The organism is Kiloniella majae (genome assembly GCF_002118315.1).
GTDB classification, from domain to species: Bacteria; Pseudomonadota; Alphaproteobacteria; order Kiloniellales; family Kiloniellaceae; genus Kiloniella; species Kiloniella majae.
Genome location: NZ_MTSZ01000001.1, coordinates 734,670 through 758,511, shown reverse-complemented (window position 1 = coordinate 758,511; position 23,842 = coordinate 734,670). Strand labels below are relative to the sequence as shown.

Annotated in this window: 21 protein-coding genes; 14 read left to right on the top strand and 7 right to left on the bottom strand. The window is 46.6% G+C overall.

Going from position 1 to position 23,842, the window contains the following annotated elements; all coding sequences use genetic code 11:
- Positions 1–59: 59 nt before the first annotated feature.
- The 5 genes from BKB51_RS03670 to BKB51_RS03650 form a co-directional block, all read right to left on the bottom strand.
- Positions 60–1,697, bottom strand: a complete 1,638-nt coding sequence (locus BKB51_RS03670) for an FAD-dependent oxidoreductase (RefSeq protein WP_085899730.1) — start codon at positions 1,695–1,697, stop codon at positions 60–62.
- Positions 1,697–2,173: a hypothetical protein gene (locus BKB51_RS03665; protein WP_085899729.1), complete on the bottom strand. Its 477-nt coding sequence runs from the start codon at positions 2,171–2,173 to the stop codon at positions 1,697–1,699. Before BKB51_RS03665 ends, BKB51_RS03670 begins: the two co-directional genes overlap by 1 nt.
- A 121-nt stretch (positions 2,174–2,294) precedes the next feature.
- Positions 2,295–3,014, bottom strand: a complete 720-nt coding sequence (locus BKB51_RS03660; protein WP_085899728.1) for a phytochelatin synthase family protein — start codon at positions 3,012–3,014, stop codon at positions 2,295–2,297.
- Entirely contained in the window at positions 3,011–3,343 is a 333-nt protein-coding gene (locus tag BKB51_RS03655) for a c-type cytochrome (RefSeq protein ID WP_198946617.1), read from the bottom strand. Before BKB51_RS03655 ends, BKB51_RS03660 begins: the two co-directional genes overlap by 4 nt.
- A gap of 28 nt (positions 3,344–3,371) precedes the next feature.
- Positions 3,372–4,907, bottom strand: a complete 1,536-nt coding sequence (locus BKB51_RS03650) for a multicopper oxidase family protein (protein ID WP_085899727.1) — start codon at positions 4,905–4,907, stop codon at positions 3,372–3,374.
- Between the two features lie 333 nt (positions 4,908–5,240).
- Here BKB51_RS03650 and BKB51_RS03645 point away from each other — a divergent pair, with 333 nt between their 5' ends.
- The 14 genes from BKB51_RS03645 (at position 5,241) to BKB51_RS03580 (ending at position 20,228) form a co-directional block, all read left to right on the top strand.
- Positions 5,241–5,813: a 2OG-Fe(II) oxygenase gene (locus BKB51_RS03645; RefSeq protein ID WP_085899726.1), complete on the top strand. Its 573-nt coding sequence runs from the start codon at positions 5,241–5,243 to the stop codon at positions 5,811–5,813.
- Between the two features lie 353 nt (positions 5,814–6,166).
- On the top strand, positions 6,167–7,222 hold the full coding sequence (locus tag BKB51_RS03640) for a TIGR04552 family protein (RefSeq protein ID WP_158090135.1): 1,056 nt from the start codon (positions 6,167–6,169) through the stop codon (positions 7,220–7,222).
- A gap of 299 nt (positions 7,223–7,521) precedes the next feature.
- Complete coding sequence (locus BKB51_RS03635; RefSeq protein ID WP_245813205.1) at positions 7,522–7,746, top strand: cold-shock protein; 225 nt, start codon at positions 7,522–7,524, stop codon at positions 7,744–7,746.
- 114 nt (positions 7,747–7,860) lie between these two features.
- Positions 7,861–8,655 carry a hypothetical protein gene (locus BKB51_RS03630; protein ID WP_125911775.1) on the top strand — a complete coding sequence of 265 codons (795 nt, stop codon included), beginning with the start codon at positions 7,861–7,863 and terminating at the stop codon, positions 8,653–8,655.
- A 270-nt stretch (positions 8,656–8,925) separates the two neighbouring features.
- Positions 8,926–9,999, top strand: coding sequence for a D-alanine--D-alanine ligase family protein (locus tag BKB51_RS03625; RefSeq protein WP_085899723.1), 1,074 nt, complete (start codon positions 8,926–8,928; stop codon positions 9,997–9,999).
- 276 nt (positions 10,000–10,275) lie between these two features.
- Positions 10,276–11,175, top strand: a complete 900-nt coding sequence (locus tag BKB51_RS03620) for a DUF2182 domain-containing protein (RefSeq protein ID WP_085899722.1) — start codon at positions 10,276–10,278, stop codon at positions 11,173–11,175.
- A gap of 91 nt (positions 11,176–11,266) precedes the next feature.
- Entirely contained in the window at positions 11,267–11,887 is a 621-nt protein-coding gene (locus BKB51_RS03615) for a DUF1326 domain-containing protein (RefSeq protein ID WP_085899721.1), read from the top strand.
- A 76-nt stretch (positions 11,888–11,963) separates the two neighbouring features.
- A complete protein-coding gene (locus BKB51_RS03610; RefSeq protein WP_085899720.1) occupies positions 11,964–13,667 on the top strand; it encodes an AMP-binding protein in 1,704 nt (567 codons plus the stop codon).
- 142 nt (positions 13,668–13,809) lie between these two features.
- Complete coding sequence (gene parS / locus BKB51_RS03605) at positions 13,810–14,229, top strand: type II RES/Xre toxin-antitoxin system antitoxin (protein WP_085899719.1); 420 nt, start codon at positions 13,810–13,812, stop codon at positions 14,227–14,229.
- 1 nt (position 14,230) lies between these two features.
- Positions 14,231–14,692 (top strand): RES family NAD+ phosphorylase, encoded by a 462-nt coding sequence (locus BKB51_RS03600; protein ID WP_085899718.1) that lies wholly within the window; start codon positions 14,231–14,233, stop codon positions 14,690–14,692.
- A 208-nt stretch (positions 14,693–14,900) separates the two neighbouring features.
- Positions 14,901–16,952 carry a HAMP domain-containing methyl-accepting chemotaxis protein gene (locus BKB51_RS03595; protein WP_085899717.1) on the top strand — a complete coding sequence of 684 codons (2,052 nt, stop codon included), beginning with the start codon at positions 14,901–14,903 and terminating at the stop codon, positions 16,950–16,952.
- Between the two features lie 53 nt (positions 16,953–17,005).
- Positions 17,006–17,311, top strand: coding sequence for an STAS domain-containing protein (locus BKB51_RS03590; RefSeq protein WP_158090134.1), 306 nt, complete (start codon positions 17,006–17,008; stop codon positions 17,309–17,311).
- Positions 17,312–17,425: 114 nt separating this feature from the next.
- A complete protein-coding gene (locus tag BKB51_RS03585; RefSeq protein WP_085899715.1) occupies positions 17,426–18,655 on the top strand; it encodes a PP2C family protein-serine/threonine phosphatase in 1,230 nt (409 codons plus the stop codon).
- A gap of 205 nt (positions 18,656–18,860) precedes the next feature.
- On the top strand, positions 18,861–20,228 hold the full coding sequence (locus BKB51_RS03580) for a tryptophanase (RefSeq protein WP_085899714.1): 1,368 nt from the start codon (positions 18,861–18,863) through the stop codon (positions 20,226–20,228).
- A 106-nt stretch (positions 20,229–20,334) separates the two neighbouring features.
- Here the strand turns inward: BKB51_RS03580 and BKB51_RS03575 are convergent, their stop codons facing one another.
- Positions 20,335–21,717 carry a hypothetical protein gene (locus tag BKB51_RS03575; protein WP_085899713.1) on the bottom strand — a complete coding sequence of 461 codons (1,383 nt, stop codon included), beginning with the start codon at positions 21,715–21,717 and terminating at the stop codon, positions 20,335–20,337.
- Positions 21,718–21,838: 121 nt separating this feature from the next.
- Complete coding sequence (locus BKB51_RS03570) at positions 21,839–23,812, bottom strand: nitric oxide reductase activation protein NorD (protein ID WP_085899712.1); 1,974 nt, start codon at positions 23,810–23,812, stop codon at positions 21,839–21,841.
- Between the last annotated feature and the right edge of the window lie 30 nt (positions 23,813–23,842).

Below are 23,842 nucleotides of genomic sequence, written 5' to 3'. Positions count from 1 at the left end.
AGTTTAAACCTTATTCATTGAGCAAGTACCTGACTTGTCCTGCGATTGTTTTGTCTTAACTATGGTGTTTGGGCCAGTTTCTTTTCCATGTGTCCTGCCGCACGGATGGCAAGCGCTGCAATGGTGAGAGACGGGGCATTAACCGGAGTGGTGACATGACTGCTGGAGCCAATGATATAAAGATTGTCGTGATCGTGCGCAACCAGATCAGCATTAACCACAGAGGTTTTTACATCGGTTCCCATACGTGTCGTGCCGCCAATGATGGCATTGGACAGGTAAGGATCGTTGTGTTTGACCTCTGTCGCCCCCATGTTTTTGAAGACTTCCAGATTGATGTCCAAGCCTACTTTGAGGCCTTCTTTGGTATAGTCATCCATCTTGAAGGTAATCTTGGGTTTGGGGATGCCAGCGGTGTCCATTTGATCAGAAAGTTCAAGCCTATTGTTTCGATCCGGTAATACCTCTGCCGAAGAATTCAGGCGTAGGTGACGGGAAACCTTCTCATTAATCTGTTTTGAAAGCTCTGCACCGACAACACCCTGATCAATAAGATCGTGGGCCATGTTGATAGCATCGCTGTTCCCTGACCAACCATTATTCATAAAGGATGTACCAATGGCGGCCATCTTGCTTCTGAATTCACCATCGCGTCGCTCGACGAGACCAGAGGTCTGTTGTGGCCCGCGATAGGGGAAGACGGGATCCGGGGTAAATCCGGTAGTATCCTGATTTGCCTGGGTCAGCAAATAGCGCCCCACAGAATCAGATGAATTTGCAACGCCTTTGCTTGCGTTTTCCTGTTTGGAATTGAGCAAGAGTCTTGGGTTTTCGATGGCGTGACCACAAAGAGCAAAAGCCTTGCCGCCAACCCAGAAGGTTGATCCATCCGGCTTTTGGACTTTGACGCGGGTGATCTTCTGGTCTTTATCAACTTCCATAAAGGTCACAAGGGCATTGACCTCTATACGTGCGCCTTCTTCTTCTGCCTTTTGTGCATCCACAGATGCGTCGTATTTGGCCCCAATAGGACAGATTGGGACGCAGGTATTGTTACCACAGCAAACAGGGCGGTTATCATAGATCACAGAATTACGTGCATGAGAGAAGATCGCCGAATGCAGGCCCATCTTGGTGAGTGCCTTGGTAACCTGTATATCTAGATAAGTCTCGGGAATTGGTGGCATCTGATAAGGTGTCTTGCGCGGTGCTCCCCAGACGTGGTTGGGATCACCTGCGACACCCCAGCGTTTTTCTGCAACTTCGTAAAAGGGTTCCAGAAGCTCGTAATCGATGGGCCAGTCTTCGGCTACGCCATAGAGACTCTTCATACGGAAATCTGCCGGGCGCAGGCGATCTGCGAAACCCGTCCAGTGCCATGTTGTCCCACCAAAGATACGTAAGTAAGCCCCGATAAAGAGATTTTCTTTCAATGTATCTTTGTCTTGAACATAGAAATCAGCATAGCCGTTATCTTCAGGGTGTGGCGCTGAAGGTATGCTTGGGTAGGGGGCTTGAGGACCTTTAACCGGGTTCTCGTAGAAAACTTTGAGGAAGTCACCGCGGGGGCGTCTGTCCCCGGCTTCCAAAATCAGGACATCTATGCCTTTTTCGCGTAAAGAGCGGGCAAGATGTGCGCCGGCCATACCGGCACCGATAATGACCACATCGGCATTCATTTTGTTTTCTTCAGCCATTACATCACACCTCCCTTAATAGGGCCATGTGTCCAGTGCCCGAACTTAGGCCCCCCGCAGATGCCGGGTGCTTTTGCAAAGGCAAGGGATGACCAGGCCAGTGACCAGGGATAGTACGGGACAGTTGTTGTGCTGTTACCCTTATCATCTGTGCGCGTGATTTCGCCGGTATAGAGAACCCGGGCGATTAGTTTTGTCTGTTCCTTGAAGTCATCGCTGGCACTGATCAGGGCCTCGGTAATCGAGCGCCCGTCAACCAGCTGGATAAAGGTATTCATGGCATCTTGTCCATAGACAGCAAGGAACTCTGTCTCGACTGCACGGACCATATGATCGGCGATATCAACCACGCCACCGATCTGACGAACTGCTTCGCTAAATACCCGAGAACCCGACCCCAGACTTAACGCCTGTGCCTGTCCTGCCAAGGGGATCAGCGCTGCAGAAGCCAGTAAAGAGCGTCTGCTTAGTTTCATATGACTTCTCCTGACGACCTCTATAGAGGTCTTGTTTTTTTATGCGGTTCTCTTGGTGCCCTTGTGAGTTGGTTGCTGGTGGATCTTTTGCCCAGCGAATGAGGCTACTCCAAGTGCTGATCTATTGACTGACGATGACAGCACCACGTGCTCTGTTTGATGTGGAATCTTTGTCCATCATTGCGCCATATAGTTCGGCAATAGTGAGCCACACTGGCGGGTATTTATAGCGGGCAACATCCATTACCAGGACACGGTCCGTGTCGGCATCATAGGCTGCTACGGGTGAAATATGTCCACCACCGATTTGACCGATAGGTTTGCGTGAATAGTTGGCGACAAAACGTTTGTTCGGATCGGCAAGCGTTTTGGTAATGGTTTCACGCAGCCAGTTTTCATCAAAGTCATCTGCGTGTTTAAACTCTGCCTTTGCCCCTAGGTTAATGAAGAACTGGGCTATTTGCGGTAATTCCAGCCCTTCGTGTTCAACCATGGCATAGGATTTTACCTTCTGGTTTTCCGGGGTGAAGATTGAGACCTGGGTAAAGAGGGGCCAAGGATAAAGCTGTGGTGGCACAGGGCGTTCAATATCCAGTGAGTTCATAACCCCCGCAATGGAGGCGGGGCCACAGAAAGTCAGGATGTGTTCGCTTTCCAGATAGCTTGCCAGTTTTAGGTAATCCGTCAGAATTTCGGCATCGCGGAAGAGTTGCTCACCCTGTGGCGAGGTTAGGTAGATGTTGTTATCAGCCTTGGTCGTGCTGTCAGCCTGCACGGCACCAGTTAGGGACAGAGTAATAAGAGTGGCTGCGGCAACTGTATTTAATAGGAACGTTCTCATTTCTGTTCTCCAAACCATTTTGCGAGTTCTTCAATATCTTTGTCTGTAAGGTCTTTGACCATTTCCTGCATCACGAGGGCCTGTCCGCCTGTGCGCTGTCCGTTTTTGTAATGGCGCAAGGCATTTGCCAGATAGATCGGTTGTTGTCCGGCGATGATCGGCACATCAGCCAAGGCGGGGCGCCCGTCTTCACCGTGACAGGAAAGGCATTGCGAGCCTGACGCTGGAATAGGCGTAGGAGCGGGAGTATCAGCCAGCACTGTGTTCCCTAGGAATATGCCACCAACCAAAAGGGCACTGGTGGCGTAAATCGTTTTTAATTTCGTCATGTTCAGTAATCCAGTTCGTTGAGCGGATCTAAGCTTCGATATTCACATTAATCATCATGCCGGTGTCTTCATGGGGAAGAATGTGGCAGTGCATGACATAGCGACCAGAGAAATCCAGAAAACGGGTCCGGAAGGTCACAGAGCCTGCGGCAGGTACCCCGATAGTATCCATCCAGGGTTTGTCCGGATCAGGAACACCATTGATTGATCTCACCTGAAAAGGGTTCACATGAATATGGATCGGGTGCGGGAAAGGCGTTGTATTGATCAACGTCCATTCTTCGACTGCGCCAACCTTGGAGACCACGTCATCACGGCGTGGATCAAAAGGCTCTCCATTAATGGTAAAGAGAGTGTCGTGGAAGAAACCCTTCACATCTTCGACGCCCAGAACAATCTTGCGATGGCCCGTCAATTCGTCGTCGGTGATATCGGTAAGTATCCTGTTTTTTGGCAGATCACCTTGTGGAATAGCCCGCCCAAAGGGCGTGCCCGCCGGAACCCGAGGATCGTCTTTGGGGATTACAAAGACATTGGCGAGATGCACGGGCGGCAAAGATGCTTTGCCCTGATCAAACATCGGGCGGCGAAGAACGTAGGCACCGGGCTTAACAGCCTTGACCAGAATATCAACGCGATTGCCAGGGGCGAGGTGAATCTCCTCGCGACGCTGGGCTTTGGGCAGCGGGTTACCATCGCGGCCAATTTCATAAATTTCCAATCCGTCCATTTTGAAGGGGAAGAACTGGGCGTCACCAGCATGCAGAATACGCCAACGTTGAACTTCGCCTTCACGGATATAAATCCGAGGCTGGTATTCGCCATTGACCAAAAAGTTGCGTTCCGCATCAAGGGGCCAGATTGGATCTTCAGCATCAAGTATGCCATCAACCCCGGGGATCGGGGCCTGAATAACAAGAACGCGTTCAACCGCTTCTTTGATTTCCGGTACATCATCCAGCGTACCAGTGATCACTGCCATGCCCGCAGCACCAGAGGCCACCTGAGCAGAAACAGATCCGTGGCGGTGCGGGTGATACCAGTAACTACCCGCGGGATGATCATCCGGTATTTCAACAACATAGTTAAACTTCTGATCTGGTTCGATATTCAAATAGACGTTATCGCTGTTGCCTTTCGGGCTGACATGAAACCCGTGATAGTGCATGTTTGTGGTGTTGAAGTGATTTGGAATGTTCACTTCGGTCGGTTGATCCGGTGAATTCTCCGGCATGCGATTTTCAAATGCGAGTTCGAGTGTATCGCCGGGATCAATGCGTAATGTCGGACCGGGCAGGCTATTGTTGAAATTTCGCAACAGCGCAGTGCCACTGGGAAGTTCAACCTTGTTATAACTCATATATATCTGGGCACGGAGTTGTCCGTCCACAGACCTTAATTCCGGTGGATTGCGCAGGTCGTCAGAAATTCCCAGTGGTGACGTGCTGGCGAGGACTTCCTGTGCGTAACTGAAACCGCTGTCTGTGATACCCTTGAATACGATACCACCAGCTGAAAGGGCGGCAGCCCCTTTCAAAAACGTTCGCCGTTCTATTTTTTTCATTATGACTCCCCTGACAGCATAATATTGAGGCGAAAAATACTAATGTGTCGTTAACGTGTGCAGCATATCATAAGTTAGCTGCCAATCGTTGATCTTTGTTATTATTTTTATGTTCTTATGTTTGAAGTATTGACTTGATTTGTAATCATGGGTTGTTGCGATTTATTCTTATCTCTCTGAAATAGATAATTATTTTAAAACAGAGGATGCACAGATCCACAAAATTATACAATTTCTTTTTAAATTTTTTCCCTTGTATCTTGGGGGTGTTTTGTGGCTGATATATCCACAACAGAATTGTGCGTTTATTTATAAATGTGAGCTTTCATTACTATGAAAATGACCCGTCCCTGTGTGAGGGAAAAAGTACTGTCCCCCAGGGAATGTCAGCAGCTAATTGACCTGTTTGAAGCTTCGTCTGATGTGGCTGAGGCCAAATTGGCTGGCGGGGTAAAGAGCAAGCTTCGTGAGTGCAGCTATTTGTGGCTGGATGATACAGTCGAAACGTCATGGGTTTTCAAAAAGCTTGCCGGATTGGTGTCTCGGGTTAATCAGGACTGGTTCCAGTTTGATCTGGACGATTTCAAAGAAGGTTTGCAGCTAATCAGATACGATGCACCGGAAGATCCCAAAGCACCAGCCGGGCATTACGGTGCGCACATGGATGTTGGTGCTTCTGGTTCTACAGTTAGTCGAAAGTTATCCATTTCTATTCAACTCAGTCATGGCGCAAGCTATAATGGTGGTGAATTGAGTGTGGATAACGAAGGTAAAGACTGGGCCGCGCCAAAAGATCAGGGAACGGCGGTCATTTTTTCCAGCTTTATACAGCATCAGGTGCGTCCAGTGACAAAGGGTACGCGATACGCTTTGGTTGCGTGGGTGCACGGTCCAGCTTTTAGATAGTTGATCTTGATTGTTCACAGGGTCTTAATTGTTCACGGGGTTTTGATCTGTTTTTGCTTGAAAATTTTTGCCTCTAGACCAGATAAAACATAGCTCTTTCACTGGATGATTAACAGTAGGCTCTTTAATGAAGAGAGCCCTATTAAAAGTGATCAGTGTTCTATGGGGAAATTGGCTCTTCTGGGGAATTTGGAGAGGCGGGCTTTTATACTTATTAGCAAATTTAATCTTTATTTAGCTTTCATTTGTCAAAGTACCCGCTTGCTTGCGAAGTCAGTTTGTTTTTACCCCACCTGTAGGCTACCCGAACGCGTTATTCGAGTGGGTCGATCCATATGGGAAATTCTGATTTAATGAACGAAGAACTCAAACTTTGGGCTGGCGCATCGTTAAAGACGGTACTTAACGGTCAATCCATTATTGATTCCCCGCGATTACAGGTCACTTCACTTGAAGAGGGCGAAGCCTTCCTTGAATGTTATGGTTATGACTACGATCAACTTGAAGACCGTCAGGAAATCGAATCTATCCGTCAGGAAGCCATCGATTTTATAGAAGATGTTTTGTTGGAAAGTGATGAAGAAATTCCATCAGAGGTCCGCAATCAGGAAAACATTTTGCATCTGTTGATGTGGGTGTCCGAGACCAAAACGACAGAGCGCTCACAGTGGAGCTGTGCCTTGTTGCGTGTCATGCACACCTTTGCGCACTGCGGATCCTTTTTTAACGAACATTACCATGGTCAAATTCAAGATCAGATCTTTCATCGCTTTGAACAACACATCCGCTATACATCCAACGGTATATTTATCGGAGATATAGAGCTGATGTCATATGAAAGCCGGGCGTCCAAATCCCGTAAGTCTGCGGTGCTTAAGCTGTTACACAAAGCTGAGAATGTTGCTGCTGATATCTTTGACTGGATCGGGATCCGCATGGTGACACGCTATCCACTGGATGCACTTCGGGTTCTTTGCTATTTGCGGAACCATAATGTTGTGATGTTCGCCAATATCAAGCCATCACGATCTCGCAATAGTCTTATAGACGTGGATTGGGTCGAAGAACGCTGGAAAGGTGTTGAAGATCTGGCACAGGTCAGCGCGGATCTGCAGGAAATGCAGTATCCAAAAGAAGTGGGGCGTATGAGCGATAATGTCTTTAGTGGTGATAGCTATCGCGCTTTGCAGTTTACCTGTCGCCAGCGGATTAAGCTCAGAGATACAGATGGTAGTCCGCGTCGTTTTTATTTCCCCTATGAAATCCAGATACAGGATGAAGAGAGCTATCAGGCCAACCGCAATGGCGAGGCATCGCACGAACAATATAAGCAACGTCAGGTTCGATCAGCCAGATCTCGTGTCATGGGTTCTCTCTGTCGTAAAATCAATCGGGATATTGCTTCCTAGGAGCTTCCAACGTGATAGGCGTTCTTGGTTGGAGTAGAGGTGAAAAACCAGAATGCAGAACAGGAATGCCGAGAAAAGCTATTTTTGAGAGATAAATAGCTGCGTACCAATTGAAATTACTTTTATCGTCACCATATACGTATAGCTAAGCAAGCCTTGCGGCCGTTGAAAGGTAATGTGCCTGATTGTGCATTGGTCCCTGAAGGGTATTTCTGAAAATTCTAAAAATTGAATAATTCACTGAACTTTCGTGCATGAGCTCGAGAGTGGTTTTTACTGCTTCAAAAATGGGAAATAAAATGATTAACGGTACAATGATTAAAGGCACAGTGAAATTTTATAATGCTGAAAGAGGCTTTGGGTATATCAAGCCTGACGATAGCGAGAAGGATGTTCGTATTTTACTTTCTGCTCTTTCTCGTGCGGACATTAAAAGCCTGACACAGGGGCAAAAAGTAAAATTTGATACACATACCGACCCTGATAGCGGTAAAGTCGCCGTGCATAATATCGAGGTTGATTAAAACGACTTTGGTCGGGGTGTTCACATTAAATGTAGAGAATTATTCTCTTTTCCGGGTGGCTTTTTCATTGGTTCGCTCGAATTTTTAGCTTTTTGTAAAAAAGCTTTTCGACTTTTGACCGCTGATTTTGACGGTCTTTCTCAGTTCAAAAAATTACTGACATGCCTTCTTTTAGTGGCTGGTTTAATTTACCCACTAAGGGCTATTGGACAGACACCACAATTACCACAATCACCTATGCCTCTTAATGCAATAGCTAGTACATATGTCGGGGGATGGGAATGTAAAAGAGGCTTTCGTAAAAATGGGGAAGCCTGCGATGCCATTATAGCCCCGAAAAATGCATATCTGACGGGGCGACCTTATGGCCAGGGATGGGAATGTAAAAGAGGCTTTGAAGCCATAGGCGAACTTTGCAGCGCGATTGTTATTCCGGGAAATGCTTATCTTGATGCGTTTGGTCAGAAATGGCGATGTGACCGTGGCTTCCAGAAAAATAATAACGGGCTATGCAAGGCTATTGATATTCCAGAAAATGCTTTTCTAGTACGTCAGGGGAACGCATGGGAGTGCGAAACTCCTTTTCGAAAAGTCCAAAATTCTTGCCTGATGATTACTGCCCCAAAAAATGCTGTACTTACTTATTCGTCCTTTGGAAACGGGTGGGAGTGCAGGCACGGTTTTATTGAGGTCAACAATAAATGCCAAGAAATCAACGTGCCTGATCATGCTTATTTGACCGGAGATTCCTTTGATGGCGGTTGGAAATGTGAACGTGGTTATCAAACACAGGAAGGAATATGTGTGCCCGTTTCTTTACCGGCTAACGCCCATCTGGATTATTTCGGTACAGATTGGGAATGTGACAGGCCGTTCGAAAAGAATGGTGAAGAATGCATCCTGCGATAAGTCGCTACATCAAATAATTCACCGAAGTACCTTGTACTGAGAAGCCGGGTACTGAGAGCCGGAATCCGGGGTTTGTGAGTTGGGATTAGGAAGCTGTAGTTTTTCCAACAAAACGCCCCCGGAAGCAAAAAAAATTAACGCTTATAGCGACGCTCAATGAATCAAAAATTGGGCGTCATTTTTCTCTGAATCTTGCTTATGGTGCATGTCGTCTCACTTGCACAAAGGCCGCTTTGGCAACGCCAAGCGATATAAAACAGGTATAAAATCATGAAGTTAATCGGCACGGATGCGCAGGAATTAACACCCATTACATATGATCCTAAAATAAAAAAACATATTGCAGTTGTGGCGACAAATACCGAAGGTATGAAGGAAACAGGCTTTGGTTCTCTTGAGACGTGTAAAGCCTTTTACAATGCGCTTGGTGAGCGTTATCAACGGGTGACTTTTCATGAAGTAACAACAAAATCCTCGTTGGATATAATCGCTAGGGAAAGGCCAGACCTTGTTGTTTTGTGCAGTAAATATTTACCCGCAACAACAGCCAATGATAAGGTTTGGTTTTCTGAGTACTTTGCTATTCACGGTATTGCTTTTACTGGATCTGATAGAGAAACGCTTGAATTTGATTCGAATAAAAGCAAGGCAAAAACAGTTCTGTTGAACAACGGTATTGCGACGGCCAGATTTTTTCTGGCTCACCCGGATGAATTCAAGAGCGAAAGTCATCTCCCCCTGCCTCTGCCTTTATTTCTCAAACCACTTGATGCTGCGAACGGTAACGGGATTGATGAAAATTCAATCGTGCGTGATTTTGAAAGTTATCGCCTGAAACTAGCCGAACTGTTTCTTGCCTTTGGAGCTAAGGTACTTGTAGAACAAGTGTTGTCGGGGCGCGAGTTTACAGTTGCTGTTCTAGATAACAAGGTAAAGACAACACGGATGATTCTGCCGCTGGAAATCATTCCACCAAAAAACAGTAAAGGTGATCGCATACTGGGAAGCGAAGCCAAATTACAAAATGAAGAACGTCTCCGCTTGATTGAAGAGCCCTTGCGTTCGGAAATCAACCAGCTGGCGGGAGATGTTTTTACCAAACTTGGCGCACAGGACTTCGGTCGAATTGATATCAAGCTTGATTCTTATGGTAAACCTCATTTTCTAGAAGCCAACCTGATGCCGGGGATGACACCGGACAGCAGTTATTTTCCTCGCGCCTGTATATTTAACAGCTCAGAAAGCCGACAGAAAAATGGTAATTCTGATATGTCATACGCCGACGTTGCTTTGAAAATTGTCGAACTGGCTCTGAGTCGCGTTACTGCTGTAACAGCTATTTGATATTTGGATCTATCACAGGATAAATACTCAAGCCCTTTGAATTTAAAAAAATATCGTGAAGCATAATGGAAAATTTTTAAATAAGTGGGATGTTTAAAAAGGCATTTTTTGAATTGTTAAACAAGGTTTGGGGAAGGTGCATTGAATGTATCATTATCAAATTTTTTAATGATGCTATGAAAATTACCCGTATTACATTGTTATCCGTTTTTGGGTAAATTTTAGAGGTACATGAATTTATGTAAAATCTGATTTTACTGGAATGGTTACGGTTGGATGTCAGCAAAAATTACCACGCCGTCTTTTTCTCAATCTTATGGCAGCTACGGGCCAGCTGTTGCGTGGGTAACATTCTTTGTTAGCATTATTGTTTCTTGGTGGGCCTTGTTATGGATGTCGGTAGAACACAATGCCATCCGTAATACTTCGTTTTCTGGCGGTGATTTTCCCTCTTCAGGTTTTGATCTGTCATCTTCTTCTTCAGAAGCGTCTTTGCCACTAGGCATAAATGCTGATCTTTTGCTTTCTCTCTGTTTAACCGCAACGAACGAGCTGACCTTTATTGGTCTTGTTGCGATGTGGTCGATCATGTCCCTCGCCATGATGGCACCGACCGCCGTGCCAATGTTGAAAAGTTATCAAGACATTTTGGTTGCGGGTAATGGCAAGATATCGCCTCGCGCTTTTTGGGCTTTGCTGGGCGGCTATCTGACTGTCTGGATCTGCTTCTCAATTCCGGCTGCGGGATTACAGCTACTGCTCGCTACATTTGATCTGCTTGCCGTTGATGGCACCAGCTTGTCTGGATGGCTTACAACAGGCCTGTTGGCGCTGGCTGGTATCTATCAATTCACTCCGATTAAAGAAGCCTGTTTGAGCAAATGCCGTTCCCCGATGGCCTATTTTATGGGTCGCTGGCAACCGGGTATAGCGGGTGCTTATCGAATGGGATTGCATCATGGTGCAATCTGCGTTGGTTGCTGCTGGGCCTTGATGCTTCTCGGTTTTGTTGGTGGCACGATGAACCCGCTGTGGATGTTCGGTGCCATGGTTTTAATGATCTGCGAAAAGCTACCTGATATTGGTCGTTATATCACTCGACCGCTGGGTATCGTTCTGTTGGCCGCGGCATTTCTGTTTTTAGGACAGACACTCGGTGTCTTGTCACTTAGCTAGGTTTCGTCTGGATCACTAGTTTCATTGGGACCCTAGTTTCATTGGAACGTTGTCCCTTTTTGTTTGGTTTATCTATTACGGAGTTACATCAATGTCTGCCAAATCTGATACAAATTGGTCCATCAAGGGTGAATTGATACTGAACTGTAACTGCACGGTTTTTTGTCCCTGTGTTGTATCCCTTGGCAAGCACCCGCCTACAGAAGGCTATTGTCAGGCCTGGTTGGGGGTGCGCATTGATAGTGGCCATTTCAATGATGCTGATCTTTCTGGCCTGAATGTCGGAATGGTATTGGACATTCCCGGCAATATGGGGCGAGGAAACTGGACCGTTGGGGCCTATATTGATGAGCGGGCCAGTGAAGATGCCTATGAAGGGATTTTGAAAATCTTCTCGGGACAGGCCGGGGGAACCACAGGTCTTTTTTCCATGTTGGTTGGAACCTTTCTAGGGGCAGAACGAGCACCTGTTGAATACCAGACCGAAGGCAATAAACGCCGCCTCGCTGTGGGCCGTAAAATCATTGGTGAAATCGAACCCATCGGTGGCAAGGATGAAGAACAGGAAGTTAAAGTCACCAATACAGAATACTGGATGGGTGCCGATGTTACGATTGCCAAAGCAAACCGAGGGCGTGTTCGCGCCTTTGGCCGAGTGTGGGATTTCGAAGGCCGTAGTGCAGAAATCTGCCAGATTGATTGGTCCGGTTAATTATTTGCCTGATGACAAGAACTGGTGACAAAGACTGACGACAAGGGTCTTGTAACGCGATTTTAGGAGAGAAAGTATGGTGGATAATCATCGTTCTGGAGGTCAAAACCATCATGAACTTGCGCAAAATCTGGCGAATTATGTACCGCTTTCTCCTCTTTCCTTTATTGAGCGCGCCAAAGATATCTACCCTGAACGCGCTGCTGTGATTTACGGCACTCGCAAATACAGTTGGGCGCAAACCTATCAGCGGTGCACACAACTGGCTTCCGCTCTGACAAAACAGGGTGTGAAAAAAGGCGATGTTGTTTCAATTATTGCAGCAAATACACCTGAACTGTTCGAAGCCCATTTTGGCGTGCCCATGTCTGGCGCGGTTCTCAATACCATTAATACCCGATTAGATCCTGATACAATTGCTTATATTTTCGAGCATGCGGAAACCAAAGTATTGCTTACGGATGTTGCGTTTTCTTCTGTGGTGAAAAAAGCTCTGGCGCTGGCAAATCGTCAGGACATTACCGTGATTGATATTGTGGATAGGCAGGATGTATCCGCAGGTTTACAAAATGGCTCGTTAGTGAATGAAACAAATCCAGGCTTTTCGAGGCTTGGTGTTATGGATTACGAGGCTTTTCTCGAAAGTGGTACTTTTGATGATCACTGGTTCCTACCAACAGAAGAATGGCAATCGCTGGCGCTTAACTATACATCGGGAACCAGTGGGCGGCCCAAGGGTGTCCTCTATCATCATCGGGGGGCATACCTTATGGCAATGGGGACTGTTCTTGGCTGGGAACTGGCGGGACATCCTGTGTATCTCTATACCGTTCCGATGTTCCACTGTAATGGTTGGGGGCATGCATGGACGATGGCTGCCTTGGCGGGCACGGTTGTCTGCTGTCGTACGATAACAGCAGAGGCCATTTTCCAAGCGATTAGCGAACAGGGCATTACCCATTTTGGCGGGGCACCGGTTGTCCTCAATATGCTGGTCAATGCCACTGATCGGGAACGCAAGCTGATCAGGCATTTGGTCGATAGTCAGAAATCTATCAAGGTTATGACGGCTGGGGCGCCACCGCCGCCATCTATTCTGGCGGGCATACAGGCGCTTGGCTTTGACGTGATGCAGGTTTACGGCCTGACGGAAACTTATGGTCATGTGGTCCATTGCACCTGGAAAGAAGAATGGAATCAATTACCCAATGCCCAACAAGCTGGTTTGAAAGCCCGCCAAGGGGTGCGGTTTCCAACCACAGAGGGATTGCGTGTTGTCAATCTGGAAACGGGCGAGGAAGTTGCCAAAAATGGGAAAGCCATGGGTGAAATTCAGATCCGTGGCAATACCATTATGAAAGGCTATCTGAAAAACTCAGAAGCCACAGACGAAGCCTTTGAGGGTGGATGGTTTCATTCCGGTGATATCGCAGTTGTTCACGGTGATGGATACATAGAGGTAAAAGACAGGCTCAAGGACATCATTATTTCCGGCGGGGAAAACATTTCATCCGTTGAGGTTGAAAATGTTCTCTACAAACATCCTGCCGTCTTGGTTGCGGCTGTCGTTGCTAAGCAGCATGACAAGTGGGGGGAAGTTCCCTGTGCTTTTTTGGAACTGAAAGCGGGAAGAGACTGTGATGAAGAAGAGATTATTGCTTTTTGCCGTGACCATCTAGCGGGTTTCAAAACACCGAAAATGGTTGTTTTTGACGCATTACCCAAAACATCCACAGGGAAAGTCAAAAAGTTTTTGTTAAGAGAGCAGCTCAAATACTGAATGAAATTTGAATTCATTTCTCGATTGATAATCTGAGACTTTTACCAATAACCTTGAATGTATTGTGTCATATGTCCATTGACAAAGCGTCATTTGTCACTATCTTTATAGGTGAAGTGATACTAACCTTTGAGAGGTGATCATGTACGCGACGGAATATGCCCTGCTTGGGGGCAATGCCAAGGCAATGAATACCACAGAAAATGCGTTGAATGTGATCCGGCAGGGTCTACCGGTAGATATGATTGATCATGCCGGGGACGTTTTGCGTGTGGCCAAAGGTGATCTGGTGCCTTTGATTGGGGCAAACCTGCGCAGTATTCAACGTAAAAAAGGCGACGGGAATCTTACCCCGCAACAGAGTGAGCATACCTTGGCGATCATGGGAGTTCTGACCTCTGCCACAGACTATTTCAATGACCGGGAAACGGCGTTGGAATGGATGAAAACGCCACAGATTGCCTTGGGAAACAAAAACGCGTTTTCCTACCTGGACACGATGGCGGGTATCAGCTTTGTCAATGACATCATCAACCGCATGAAATACGGGATGACGGCCTAAAGTGGAACTGTATCGGCTTGCCCATAAAAACTATACAGATCTATCAGGGCGGGGCGGGCTTTACGGTTCAGGCCGTTGGCATCATAAGGGGGTGCCGGTTCTCTATACTGCTTCTTCGCGTTCTCTGGCTGCGCTGGAACGCTTTGTCCATGAGGCTGCGTCTACTCTACCGCCTTTGGTCATGCTCACGATCTGGGCGCCTGATAATCTGCCGCTAAAACGCGTCACGGAAAAGCAACTTCCAAAGGGTTGGGATCATCTGCCAGATACTTATGTATCTCGTGATTTTGGCACGAAATGGTTGGAAAAAGGTAAAGAAGCCGGGCTTGAAATCCCGTCGGCTATTGTACGGGATGAGTATAATATTCTAATCAACCCCAATCACCCCGATAGTGACGAATTGAAAGTACTCGAAAAGACAGAATTTTACTATGATCCGAGGCTGCAAAAGATGATCCGGTGAGGGGTAATATATCCACTTTAAATGTAAGGTTATTGTTGCCTCGATGACGAATTAGCACTCTGATAAATAAGAATAAATATAGAAAATCTGGACTGTTTTATACAAAGGTCATTAATCAAAAATATTGTTATGAGTTTGATTAACTAAAAATTTACACGGTTTGGTATCAAATAACCCCCAATATAAATGTTATTTAGGGCGGTGTTCCATGACCGATAAAACATCCGGGATTTCGACAAAGAGTGTCCGTGCGTTAAATTTTCTTTCAAATTTGAAAATAAACACAAAGTTGCTAGGCAGTTTTGGGGTCGTTATCCTCGTATTTTTCTCAGTTATGGGATTGGCCTATTGGAACTTTGTTAAAGTCGGGCATGAAGTCGAGGAAATGGAGCTTGCTGCCAAAGAACTGGAGCTGGCGACAAATATTGAACTCAAATTCTTGAAGATGAGCCGGGCGGCACGTGCTTTTGTGCAAAAAGGTGATGATGCATCAGAGGCCGCCACACATAAATATGAAAAAGAAACAGCCGAAGCGATTAAACTTGCTAAAGAAGGCATTCCGATCGAAGAGCATAAAAAGCTGATTTCAGATATTGAGGTGGCTTTTGAAACCTATGCCAAAGATTTTCTGATCGTTGCTAAGAAAAAACACGAATTCCTGACATTGGTCGATGAGGACCTGGAACCTGCAGCTGATCTTATGATCAAGGATCTGGATGTGTTGATTGCCGATGCGCGGGCTGAAAATAATACCAAGTTAACTGATCTGGCCTTTGAAGCCCGGGAACATGCCTTTCTTATTCAAGTTGACACAGGCCGCCTATTGTTCGAAGGGAAGAAAGAATACGCAAAAAAGGTTTCAGATGAATTCAAGGCATTTGATAAAACCTTGAAGGCGGCAGAACCGGAACTTCATACAGATCATGAGCGCCAACTTTATAAAGAGCTGCAGGATCTTAGGGCAAAATATGAAGAAACCTACCAGGTTGTTCTGCGGGATCAGATTGAATTGACTGAGATGATGGACGTTGAAATGCCTAATTTTTCAGCGATCATATTGAATACATCAGAAGAACTGGCCCGTATTGCCGCTGAGCATGAACATGAAATAGCTGTTCAGGCTCAAGAGGAAATAGCACTGGCTGAGCTGGAATTGGTTGTTGTCGGTATCGTTGGACTGGCGATGGCGGTTGCTCTTGCGTTGCTTCTGGGGCGTGTTATCGGCGGACCTGTTAAAGGTATGACCGAAGCAATGCAGAAGTTGGCCGAAGGTGATAAAACTGTGGAAATCCCGGCACAAGGGCGCGGCGATGAAATCGGCGAGATGGCAGTGACTGTTGAGGTCTTTAAGAACAGTATGCTTGAAACCGAGCGTTTGGCAAAAGAACAATCAGCAGCAGAGGCAGCCAAGTTGCAACGCGCAGAGGAAGTCGCAGAAGCTATCAAAAGTTTTGAGAACCAATCTGCAGTGTTGATTGCCCAAGTGGCGGAAGTGGCCGAACGTATAGATGGTGCGGCATCATCTTCTGGTACAGAAACGACAAAAACTGGTAACAGATCTTTCGAGGTTGCACTGGCGGCGGAGCGCACATCATCAAATGTTGATTCTACTGCAGCAGCAGCAGAGGAACTGTCAGCGTCCATTTCTGAAATATCTCAACAGGTAACCCAGTCTTCTACCATCGCTGAAACGGCGGTTTCGGAAGTTGAGCAAGCGACGAATATGGTTCGTGGACTGGAAGAGGAAAGTCAAAAAGTTGGTGAAGTTTCAGAAATGATTTCTGCCATTGCAGAACAGACAAATCTGTTGGCTTTGAATGCCACCATTGAGGCCGCGCGGGCAGGGGATGCCGGTAAAGGCTTTGCCGTTGTGGCGTCAGAGGTTAAAAATCTGGCAACCCAGACAGCAAAAGCCACTGAGCAAATTTCAGCGATTATTACTACGATCCAAAATTCTACGGGTGAATCTGTGACTGCGATTGAACGCATTGGGGGTGTCATGGACGAAGTCAATTCTGCAACAACGATCATTGCCAGTGCGATAGAAGAACAAAATGCAGTGACGCAGGAAATTGCGCGGACAGCAAACAGTGTCAGTACTGATGCAAACATGGTGCTTGATAGTGTGGGCACCCTGACTATGTCAGCTGCGCGTTCTTCACGAAAGTCAGTTCAGATGTTATGGGAAGCCAAATCTTTGGACGAAACAATGCAGACTTTCCGGGCTGAAATTCAAAGTTTCTTAAAGTCTGTGGGCTAAGTTTATAAAGCTTTACGGTATTACTGGTTACGACATTAGAAGGTTCTAGGACATTGGATTATTCAACGACACAAAATGGCGATACTGTATCCATTTCTTTTCGGGGGGATTTTGGGTTTCCTGACAATCCTAAAACACAGGCAATCATTGCAGAAATAAAAGAAAATGGTGGTTCGCATTGTTCCATTGACTTGAGTGGCTTGGACTCAATTGATTCGGCTGGGCTAGGTATGCTGTTGATTATCAATGATGCTGCTGAAGAAAACGGCAAAAGTTTTGAGCTTTGTAAGCCTACAGGCCAAGTTCAAAAGATGCTTGAAATCTCTAAGTTTTCCGAAATTATCAAGATTACATCGTAACTTTCTGTAAGAGAATGCTCTGCATACTTTTTGCAGGAAAAGATTATACACATTGTGTGGCGACGAAGTTCGGGGGGATCGCCATTATCAATATTTGTCAGTCAGGTTTTCGGTATGGAAATAGTAACCAGTGTCGGTGCATCTCATAGTTCGGGGGCAGATGAACAGGGTGATGTATCAGTAAAGCTTGTTGATATAACAGCCTGTAAGATATTGGTTGTTGATGATGAGATGTTAATCCGCGAACTTATCAAAGCCCAGTTAAGTTCAGCGGGATTTAGCGCTATTGATGTCGCTGAAGATGGTCTTGACGGTGTGAAGAAAATTAGCGACACCAAACCTGATTTGGTGATTTTGGATATCCAGATGCCGGGGATGAACGGCATCGATGTTCTCAAAAAAGTAAGGGCCGATCCTGATTTTGATGACATGCCCATCATTGTAGAAACCGGGCATGATGATAAAGCCTTTCGAAATGAAGTTCTTCGGGCTGGTGCGACGGATATTATCTCGAAACCAATTGACTTTAAGCTGCTCCGCCTGCGCGTCAGGACGCACTTGGAACATCGTTTGCTGGTTCTAAGTCTAAAGACGTATCAGCAAAGAGTAGAGCAGGAATTACAAGCTGCGCGATCCATGCAGTTGCAGTTACTGCCCCGCGAACGGGATATTCTCTCCATCAAAGAAAAATATGGCGTAAAGATTGATTGGCACTATCAGGCTTCATCTGAACTGAGTGGTGATTGTTGGGGTATTCATCCTATCACTGATACCAAGTTCGGTGTTTTTATTGTGGACTTTACCGGTCATGGCGTTGGTGCCGCGGTCAATACCTTTCGACTTCATACCGTGATGAACGATTTACAGCCAGATATTGAAAGTCCGGCCCGGTACCTTGAAAAGCTCAATGATCAGTTGATCGATCTTATTCCAAGGGGGCAGTTCGCGACAATAAACTATTCCATTATTGATGTTGAACAAAACATGCTCACATACGCATCGGCTGGGCACACGTCACCTATTATAGAATCCTCATCAATGAATGAGGTATTCCTTGGCAAGCCGGATGGCTTGCCTATTGGCATTAAAAAATCGGTCAAATTCGAAGATCACGCGGTTGCTTTGGACCCTGGCGGGTTTTTGTTTTTGTATTCGGATGCCCTTATTGAAACGCCAGATGAAGAAGCAATTTCATTGGAGGATGATGGGCTTTTAAAGCTGGTGTGCAAAACACTGTCTCAATCAAATGAGAAAAGGCCCCTAGAGGTCCTGTTGAATGATTTCTACGCCCGTTCTCCCGCACTTCCCTCTGATGATGTTACAGCGATTTGGGTTCAGCGATAACATCGCTAAATAGCTTTTTGCAATTCACTTCGCTCTTGAAACATTTTTTCTAACAAGCTAATTTTACAGGGTATGAATTTGGGCGCTGAGCGCGGCAGGCTGATGAGCAGCAGGCAACCGCGGCGCTTTGCCCCGATTGGATACGGTCTTTATCTCCTTTATGGAGTGAAGCGTCTAAAAGGGGCGAAAGCGGAGAACCCTTTTGATGAAGACCATAATTGAACCCTTTCGTATTAAATCAGTTGAACCCATTCGTATGACGACGCTGGAAGAACGGCGTGATTTGTTGAAACGGGCAGACTACAACCTCTTTAAACTACATTCTGATGATGTGCTGATTGATCTCTTGACCGATAGCGGGACTTCGGCCATGTCATCACAGCAATGGTCTGCGCTGATGGCTGGGGATGAATGCTATGCTGGTTCGCCGTCATTCTATCGCTTTGAAGCGGCTGTGCGCGATCTGATGGATTTCAAACATATCATTCCAACACATCAGGGGCGTGCGGCCGAGGCAATCCTGTTTTCCATCCTGGGAGGTGAGGGAAAGTATATTCCATCAAACACGCACTTTGATACCACGCGTGGAAATATTGAAAACAGTGGTGCGGAGGCCACGGATCTTGTCATTGCCGAAGGGAAAGATCCCGCGTTGATCCATCCCTTTAAGGGGAATATGGATCTGGACAAGCTGGAAAGTTATCTGGGGGAGTATGGCGATAAAATACCTTGTGTGATGCTGACCATCACCAATAACGCCGGGGGCGGGCAACCCGTATCCTTGGAAAATATCCGTGGAACCGCTGCTCTGGCCAAACGTTTTGGCAAACCCTTTATCATTGATGGTTGTCGCTTTGCAGAGAATGCCTGGTTCATTCAACAGCGCGAAGCCGGGCAGCGTGACCGAACAATCAAGGAGATTGTACGCGACTGTTTTGCCCTTGCGGATGGTATGACCATGTCGGCAAAAAAGGATGCCTTTGCCAATATTGGGGGCTGGCTTGCGCTTAATGATGATGAATTAGCTGAGAAATGTCGTGCGCGTCTGATCATGACAGAAGGCTTTCCCACCTATGGCGGTCTTGCCGGGCGGGATCTGGATGCCATTGCTCAGGGACTGACCGAGATCGTTGATGAAAACTATCTGCGGTACCGTATTCGCACCAACGAATATATTGGTGAACGGTTGGATGCATTGGGTGTGCCTGTGGTGAAGCCAGCAGGTGGTCATGCGGTTTTTATTGATGCCCGGCGCTGGTTATCCCATATTGCGCCGCTGCAATATCCCGGACAGGCTGTTGCCTGTGCGCTCTACGAACTGGGTGGTATCAGAGGGTGCGAAATCGGCACGGTCATGTTCGGACGTGCCCCAGACGGATCTGAAAAGCCTGCAGCTATGGATCTGGTACGTCTGGCTATTCCGCGTCGGGTTTATACGCAATCTCACGCGGATTATATGGTCGAGGTTTTCGAAGAGCTTTCCGCCATAAAAGATACCTTGCCGGGATATCGAATTACCAAAGAGCCAAAAATGCTGCGCCACTTTACGGCCAGCTTTGAGCCACTGTCATAGGTAAAAGATAGTTTGCTTCAGCCCAACAGGGATCACACCTGTTATTTCTGTTGGGCTGATAGCTGTTTTAATAGGTATGAATGGCTTTGATCTACGGCGAACCTTGCTAGACGATATTCCATTTCTTCTTGAGAGTAATCTGGACCTGTTGCATGCGCAGGAAGAAGGTGCCTTCTTCGGCTCCTTCGTTTTCCAACCATTTGACCAAGGGGTGCAAACTTTTAGAGGCAAGCATCATACTGGCGCAGGTTTTGATTTCCGGCTCAAACCTTTTCTGGTTCAGGCGTCTGATCATCTCGCGGAAGTTTTCAAACATCTCTTCGATCTTCTGGATATTGCCAACTTTTTTCTGTGCTTCAAAGACAATCAGTTTTGCCATGTGAATAGGTTGCCGACCAAGTTCAGCGGCAATCAGTGGGCGCGCTTCGAGCATAGCATCGCGGGTTCTTGCTGATCCGATACAGATGTCCTGGAGTGCCTTATAGGTCAGCAAGCTTCTTTCTTCGCCCACGGCATGGGCAGACAGGGCAATAATGTCGAATTCCAGCTCTTCTGTTTCATTGACGATCTGGTCAATTTGTAAAACGGTTTGGCTATGATCGTTACCATACTTGGTCGCGTTCTGGATTTCTTTGACCGAGTGCAGGAAGCGACCTTTGTTGAGCGTATAGAGCTGTTTGAGTAAGACAAATCCTGCACTTTGTGGCAGAAAGTATTCATTGATTTCTGAATGGAGTTTTAATTTATCGCGTAACTCCTGCACAAGAAGCTCTTCGCCCGTAAATTCTTGTGATGCGTCAGATGAATCTGATTTCTTGGCTTCTATGTTCTGTTCAGCAGCGATCCCCCAATCGAGAAGTTTAGTGACCTGCTCATCAATATAAATCACATTGTCTTCGAAGAAAGACGCATGGTTTTTTCCAACCCCGATGACATCACGGGTGAGGGGTTCATAAATTGTGGTTTGGATCTTTTTATTCCGAAAGCGCAGTGTAATGAGCTTGGTCATCAGGTCTCTAATACCAGAAGCATAGAGAGTGGCATAGATGCACAGGGGGTGAACCGGGAACTCGCGACGACCTTTTCTAAAACCGGGATGGGCAGAGACTTCCCCCCTTATCAGCGAAAGGTTATCTGCAATTTTGCTACAGATGTGATTGACCAGTAAATATTCTGCGCGCAGGTATTCATAGTCGTCGTATTCGGTTGGCTCATCCTTTTGATAAAGCTCGGGGATGATTTTTTGTGAAATGGATTGTGCCAGTTCTACGCGGCCCGGATGCACGGTGGATTTCAGGCTGTTTAAGAAGTCCAGTAGATCAGCAATGGATCTGCGGGCCGTTGCGGGATCAATCGTATTCTTAACCGTTATGCGCAGGTCTTCGATGACCGCAGCAACAACTTCGCTGACTTCGGTTTTATCAGAATTACTATCAAGCCGCGCAAAGCGTTGTAGGGATGGCAAAGAAGCAGCCATAAAGTCTTCCATATTCAAGAAACCTGCGTAAAGGTAGCACCTGAATGATGAAATAAAGTTAATGGATTGTCTTTTCTAGCTTTATTTTGATTTTTTATTTCGAATTTGCCAATAATTTTCGATATATTTGATGTTAATTCGTTGCGTTCACCAGCTGTCGATATATTTTTGGTAATGCCTGAGAGAGCCGCGCGGCATTCCCAACAATGTGATAGGCACCGCGTCCAAAGATTGTAGGGAAATAGTCTTTGGCTTCCTGGTCTATGGTGACGCCAAAGACTGTAATCCCCCTGCGGCGGCATTCCTGTACAGCCTTTCGGGCGTCTTCAATACCATAACGCCCCTCGTAGTGATCCACATCGTTCGGCTTGCCGTCCGTCAGTATTAATAAGAGTTTCTGCTTGTTAGGCCGAAGGTCCAGTTCTTCAGACATAACCCTGATCGCCGCACCGATACGAGTGTAATAACCGGGTTTCAGTGCGCCAATGCGTTGCATGACCTTGTCATTTAAGGGTTCTTCAAAACCCTTTACCCGATCCAGACGGATATAATGGCGCTTGCGAGAGGTAAAGGTGTGGATCGACAGATCATCCCCTGCAGCGTCCAGGCCATTTGCCAGAATTGCCAGAGATTCCTTTTCCACATCAATCACACGGCGATCGTCCAGCCAACTGTCGGTGGAAAGAGAAACATCCATAAGGATAGAGACAGCAATATCGCGATCAATCTTTCGGGTGTTGAGATAAATCCGATCAGAACAGATCCCGCTTGCCTTTAGGTCCCCCTGTGCCCGGACTAATGCCTCGATATCAAGATCGTTGCCTTCCGGTTGTGCGCGTAAGAGTTTGCGATCATTTTTGAAGGCTTCAAATTGTCGACGGACTAGGCGAATACGTTTTCCAGCTTCTTTACCCAGTTCCCAGCCTGTGTCTTCGTCAGATGCTTCTCGCATGGTAATGGCGCAATAGTTTGGTAAAAAAGCATTCTTGCGATAGTGCCATTCGTGAACCGTGCGTTTGGCCTCTACCCTGCTTTCATCCAGCTCATTTGCAGGTAAATCGAGATCCATCTTGATCTGGGTCGCAACCTTCTCTTGATGGTTGCTCAGGGTGATACGGTCAATATCATCTGCTGTTTCCAGCGCGTCCTCTTCTTCGTCTTCCTTAATATTCCTGTTCAGGTTGATCACATCGGACACAGCCATGAGCTTGTCGTAAACACTGACGAAGAAGCCGTCGCCTTTTTCAGTCTGGTCCAGTTCCTGTCGTTCTGCCCGTCTCTTTTTTTTATCCCGTGATTGTTTGTTAGTTCCGCCGCCGCTGTCTGTTTCAGAAGCGCTATTGGTACTGGCTGTCGGAATGATTTCACCCCATAGGGGAACGGGTAGGAAAGGTCGATAATTCTGTTTGGCTTGCTCAAACCCGCTGAGGTCTAAATTTGTTAAAGACGGGCACTGGATGATGGCGAGGTATAACTTGGCTCGATTGGAAAAAGCCGGGACCTGTTCTTCTATATCTTGATTAAGCAAATACAGGATGACGTCTTCAAGGGCTTTTTCCTGATCGGGCAAGTAGTCCCGTTTGGGGCGCAATTCCAGCAGGTTTTGGGAAAGCGTCCCATAGACTTTCTGTAACCCTGGTAATTCGTTCAAAATGAATTGAGAGACCTGATGTGCTTGACGAATGAACAGGATGTCTGCCAACAAGGGATTGCTAACATCAATCGGATTTTCGCTTTGTTGCTGGGAAAAGAAAGCGGCCAGCCAAAGGTAAAGATCTCTATTGAGAGATCGTTGGGGAAAAAGAGCAATTTGATCCGGCAGCATCATCGTCCGGCCATCAAGGGTCGGGCGGGATAGCTTTTCGATGTCTATGCCTAGCTTTTGACGAAAGGAAAGGCGGTGATTGGATTTTTCACTGCTACTGGCCGCAATCTCAATGGCGTTTTCCCCACCCAAAGCCCGAAAGAAAACGCTGAGCAGAACCTTGACGTCATCAAGAACCACAACCTGATCAGTAAAAGCAGGGTAGCTTTCTGCATTGGCGATAAGTTTGTGCCATTGTCTGCCGACAAACTCTTCTACCTCTATCAGTTCCATTATACCCATGGCACGACTTCCTGCTTTTACTTTTAATAT

Bases quoted from the DNA above. Each gene is read 5' to 3' on its own strand.
- BKB51_RS03620 (WP_085899722.1), top strand. From the start codon at position 10,276: ATGTCAGCAAAAATTACCACGCCGTCTTTTTCTCAATCTTATGGCAGC.
- BKB51_RS03615 (WP_085899721.1), top strand. From the start codon at position 11,267: ATGTCTGCCAAATCTGATACAAATTGGTCCATCAAGGGTGAATTGATA.
- BKB51_RS03645 (WP_085899726.1), top strand. From the start codon at position 5,241: ATGAAAATGACCCGTCCCTGTGTGAGGGAAAAAGTACTGTCCCCCAGG.
- BKB51_RS03575 (WP_085899713.1), bottom strand. From the start codon at position 21,717: ATGGAAGACTTTATGGCTGCTTCTTTGCCATCCCTACAACGCTTTGCG.
- BKB51_RS03585 (WP_085899715.1), top strand. From the start codon at position 17,426: ATGGAAATAGTAACCAGTGTCGGTGCATCTCATAGTTCGGGGGCAGAT.
- BKB51_RS03640 (WP_158090135.1), top strand. From the start codon at position 6,167: ATGAACGAAGAACTCAAACTTTGGGCTGGCGCATCGTTAAAGACGGTA.
- BKB51_RS03650 (WP_085899727.1), bottom strand. From the start codon at position 4,907: ATGAAAAAAATAGAACGGCGAACGTTTTTGAAAGGGGCTGCCGCCCTT.
- BKB51_RS03610 (WP_085899720.1), top strand. From the start codon at position 11,964: ATGGTGGATAATCATCGTTCTGGAGGTCAAAACCATCATGAACTTGCG.
- BKB51_RS03635 (WP_245813205.1), top strand. From the start codon at position 7,522: ATGATTAACGGTACAATGATTAAAGGCACAGTGAAATTTTATAATGCT.
- BKB51_RS03580 (WP_085899714.1), top strand. From the start codon at position 18,861: ATGAAGACCATAATTGAACCCTTTCGTATTAAATCAGTTGAACCCATT.
- BKB51_RS03670 (WP_085899730.1), bottom strand. From the start codon at position 1,697: ATGGCTGAAGAAAACAAAATGAATGCCGATGTGGTCATTATCGGTGCC.
- BKB51_RS03665 (WP_085899729.1), bottom strand. From the start codon at position 2,173: ATGAAACTAAGCAGACGCTCTTTACTGGCTTCTGCAGCGCTGATCCCC.
- BKB51_RS03570 (WP_085899712.1), bottom strand. From the start codon at position 23,812: ATGGGTATAATGGAACTGATAGAGGTAGAAGAGTTTGTCGGCAGACAA.
- BKB51_RS03595 (WP_085899717.1), top strand. From the start codon at position 14,901: ATGACCGATAAAACATCCGGGATTTCGACAAAGAGTGTCCGTGCGTTA.
- BKB51_RS03655 (WP_198946617.1), bottom strand. From the start codon at position 3,343: ATGACGAAATTAAAAACGATTTACGCCACCAGTGCCCTTTTGGTTGGT.
- BKB51_RS03625 (WP_085899723.1), top strand. From the start codon at position 8,926: ATGAAGTTAATCGGCACGGATGCGCAGGAATTAACACCCATTACATAT.
- BKB51_RS03660 (WP_085899728.1), bottom strand. From the start codon at position 3,014: ATGAGAACGTTCCTATTAAATACAGTTGCCGCAGCCACTCTTATTACT.
- parS (WP_085899719.1), top strand. From the start codon at position 13,810: ATGTACGCGACGGAATATGCCCTGCTTGGGGGCAATGCCAAGGCAATG.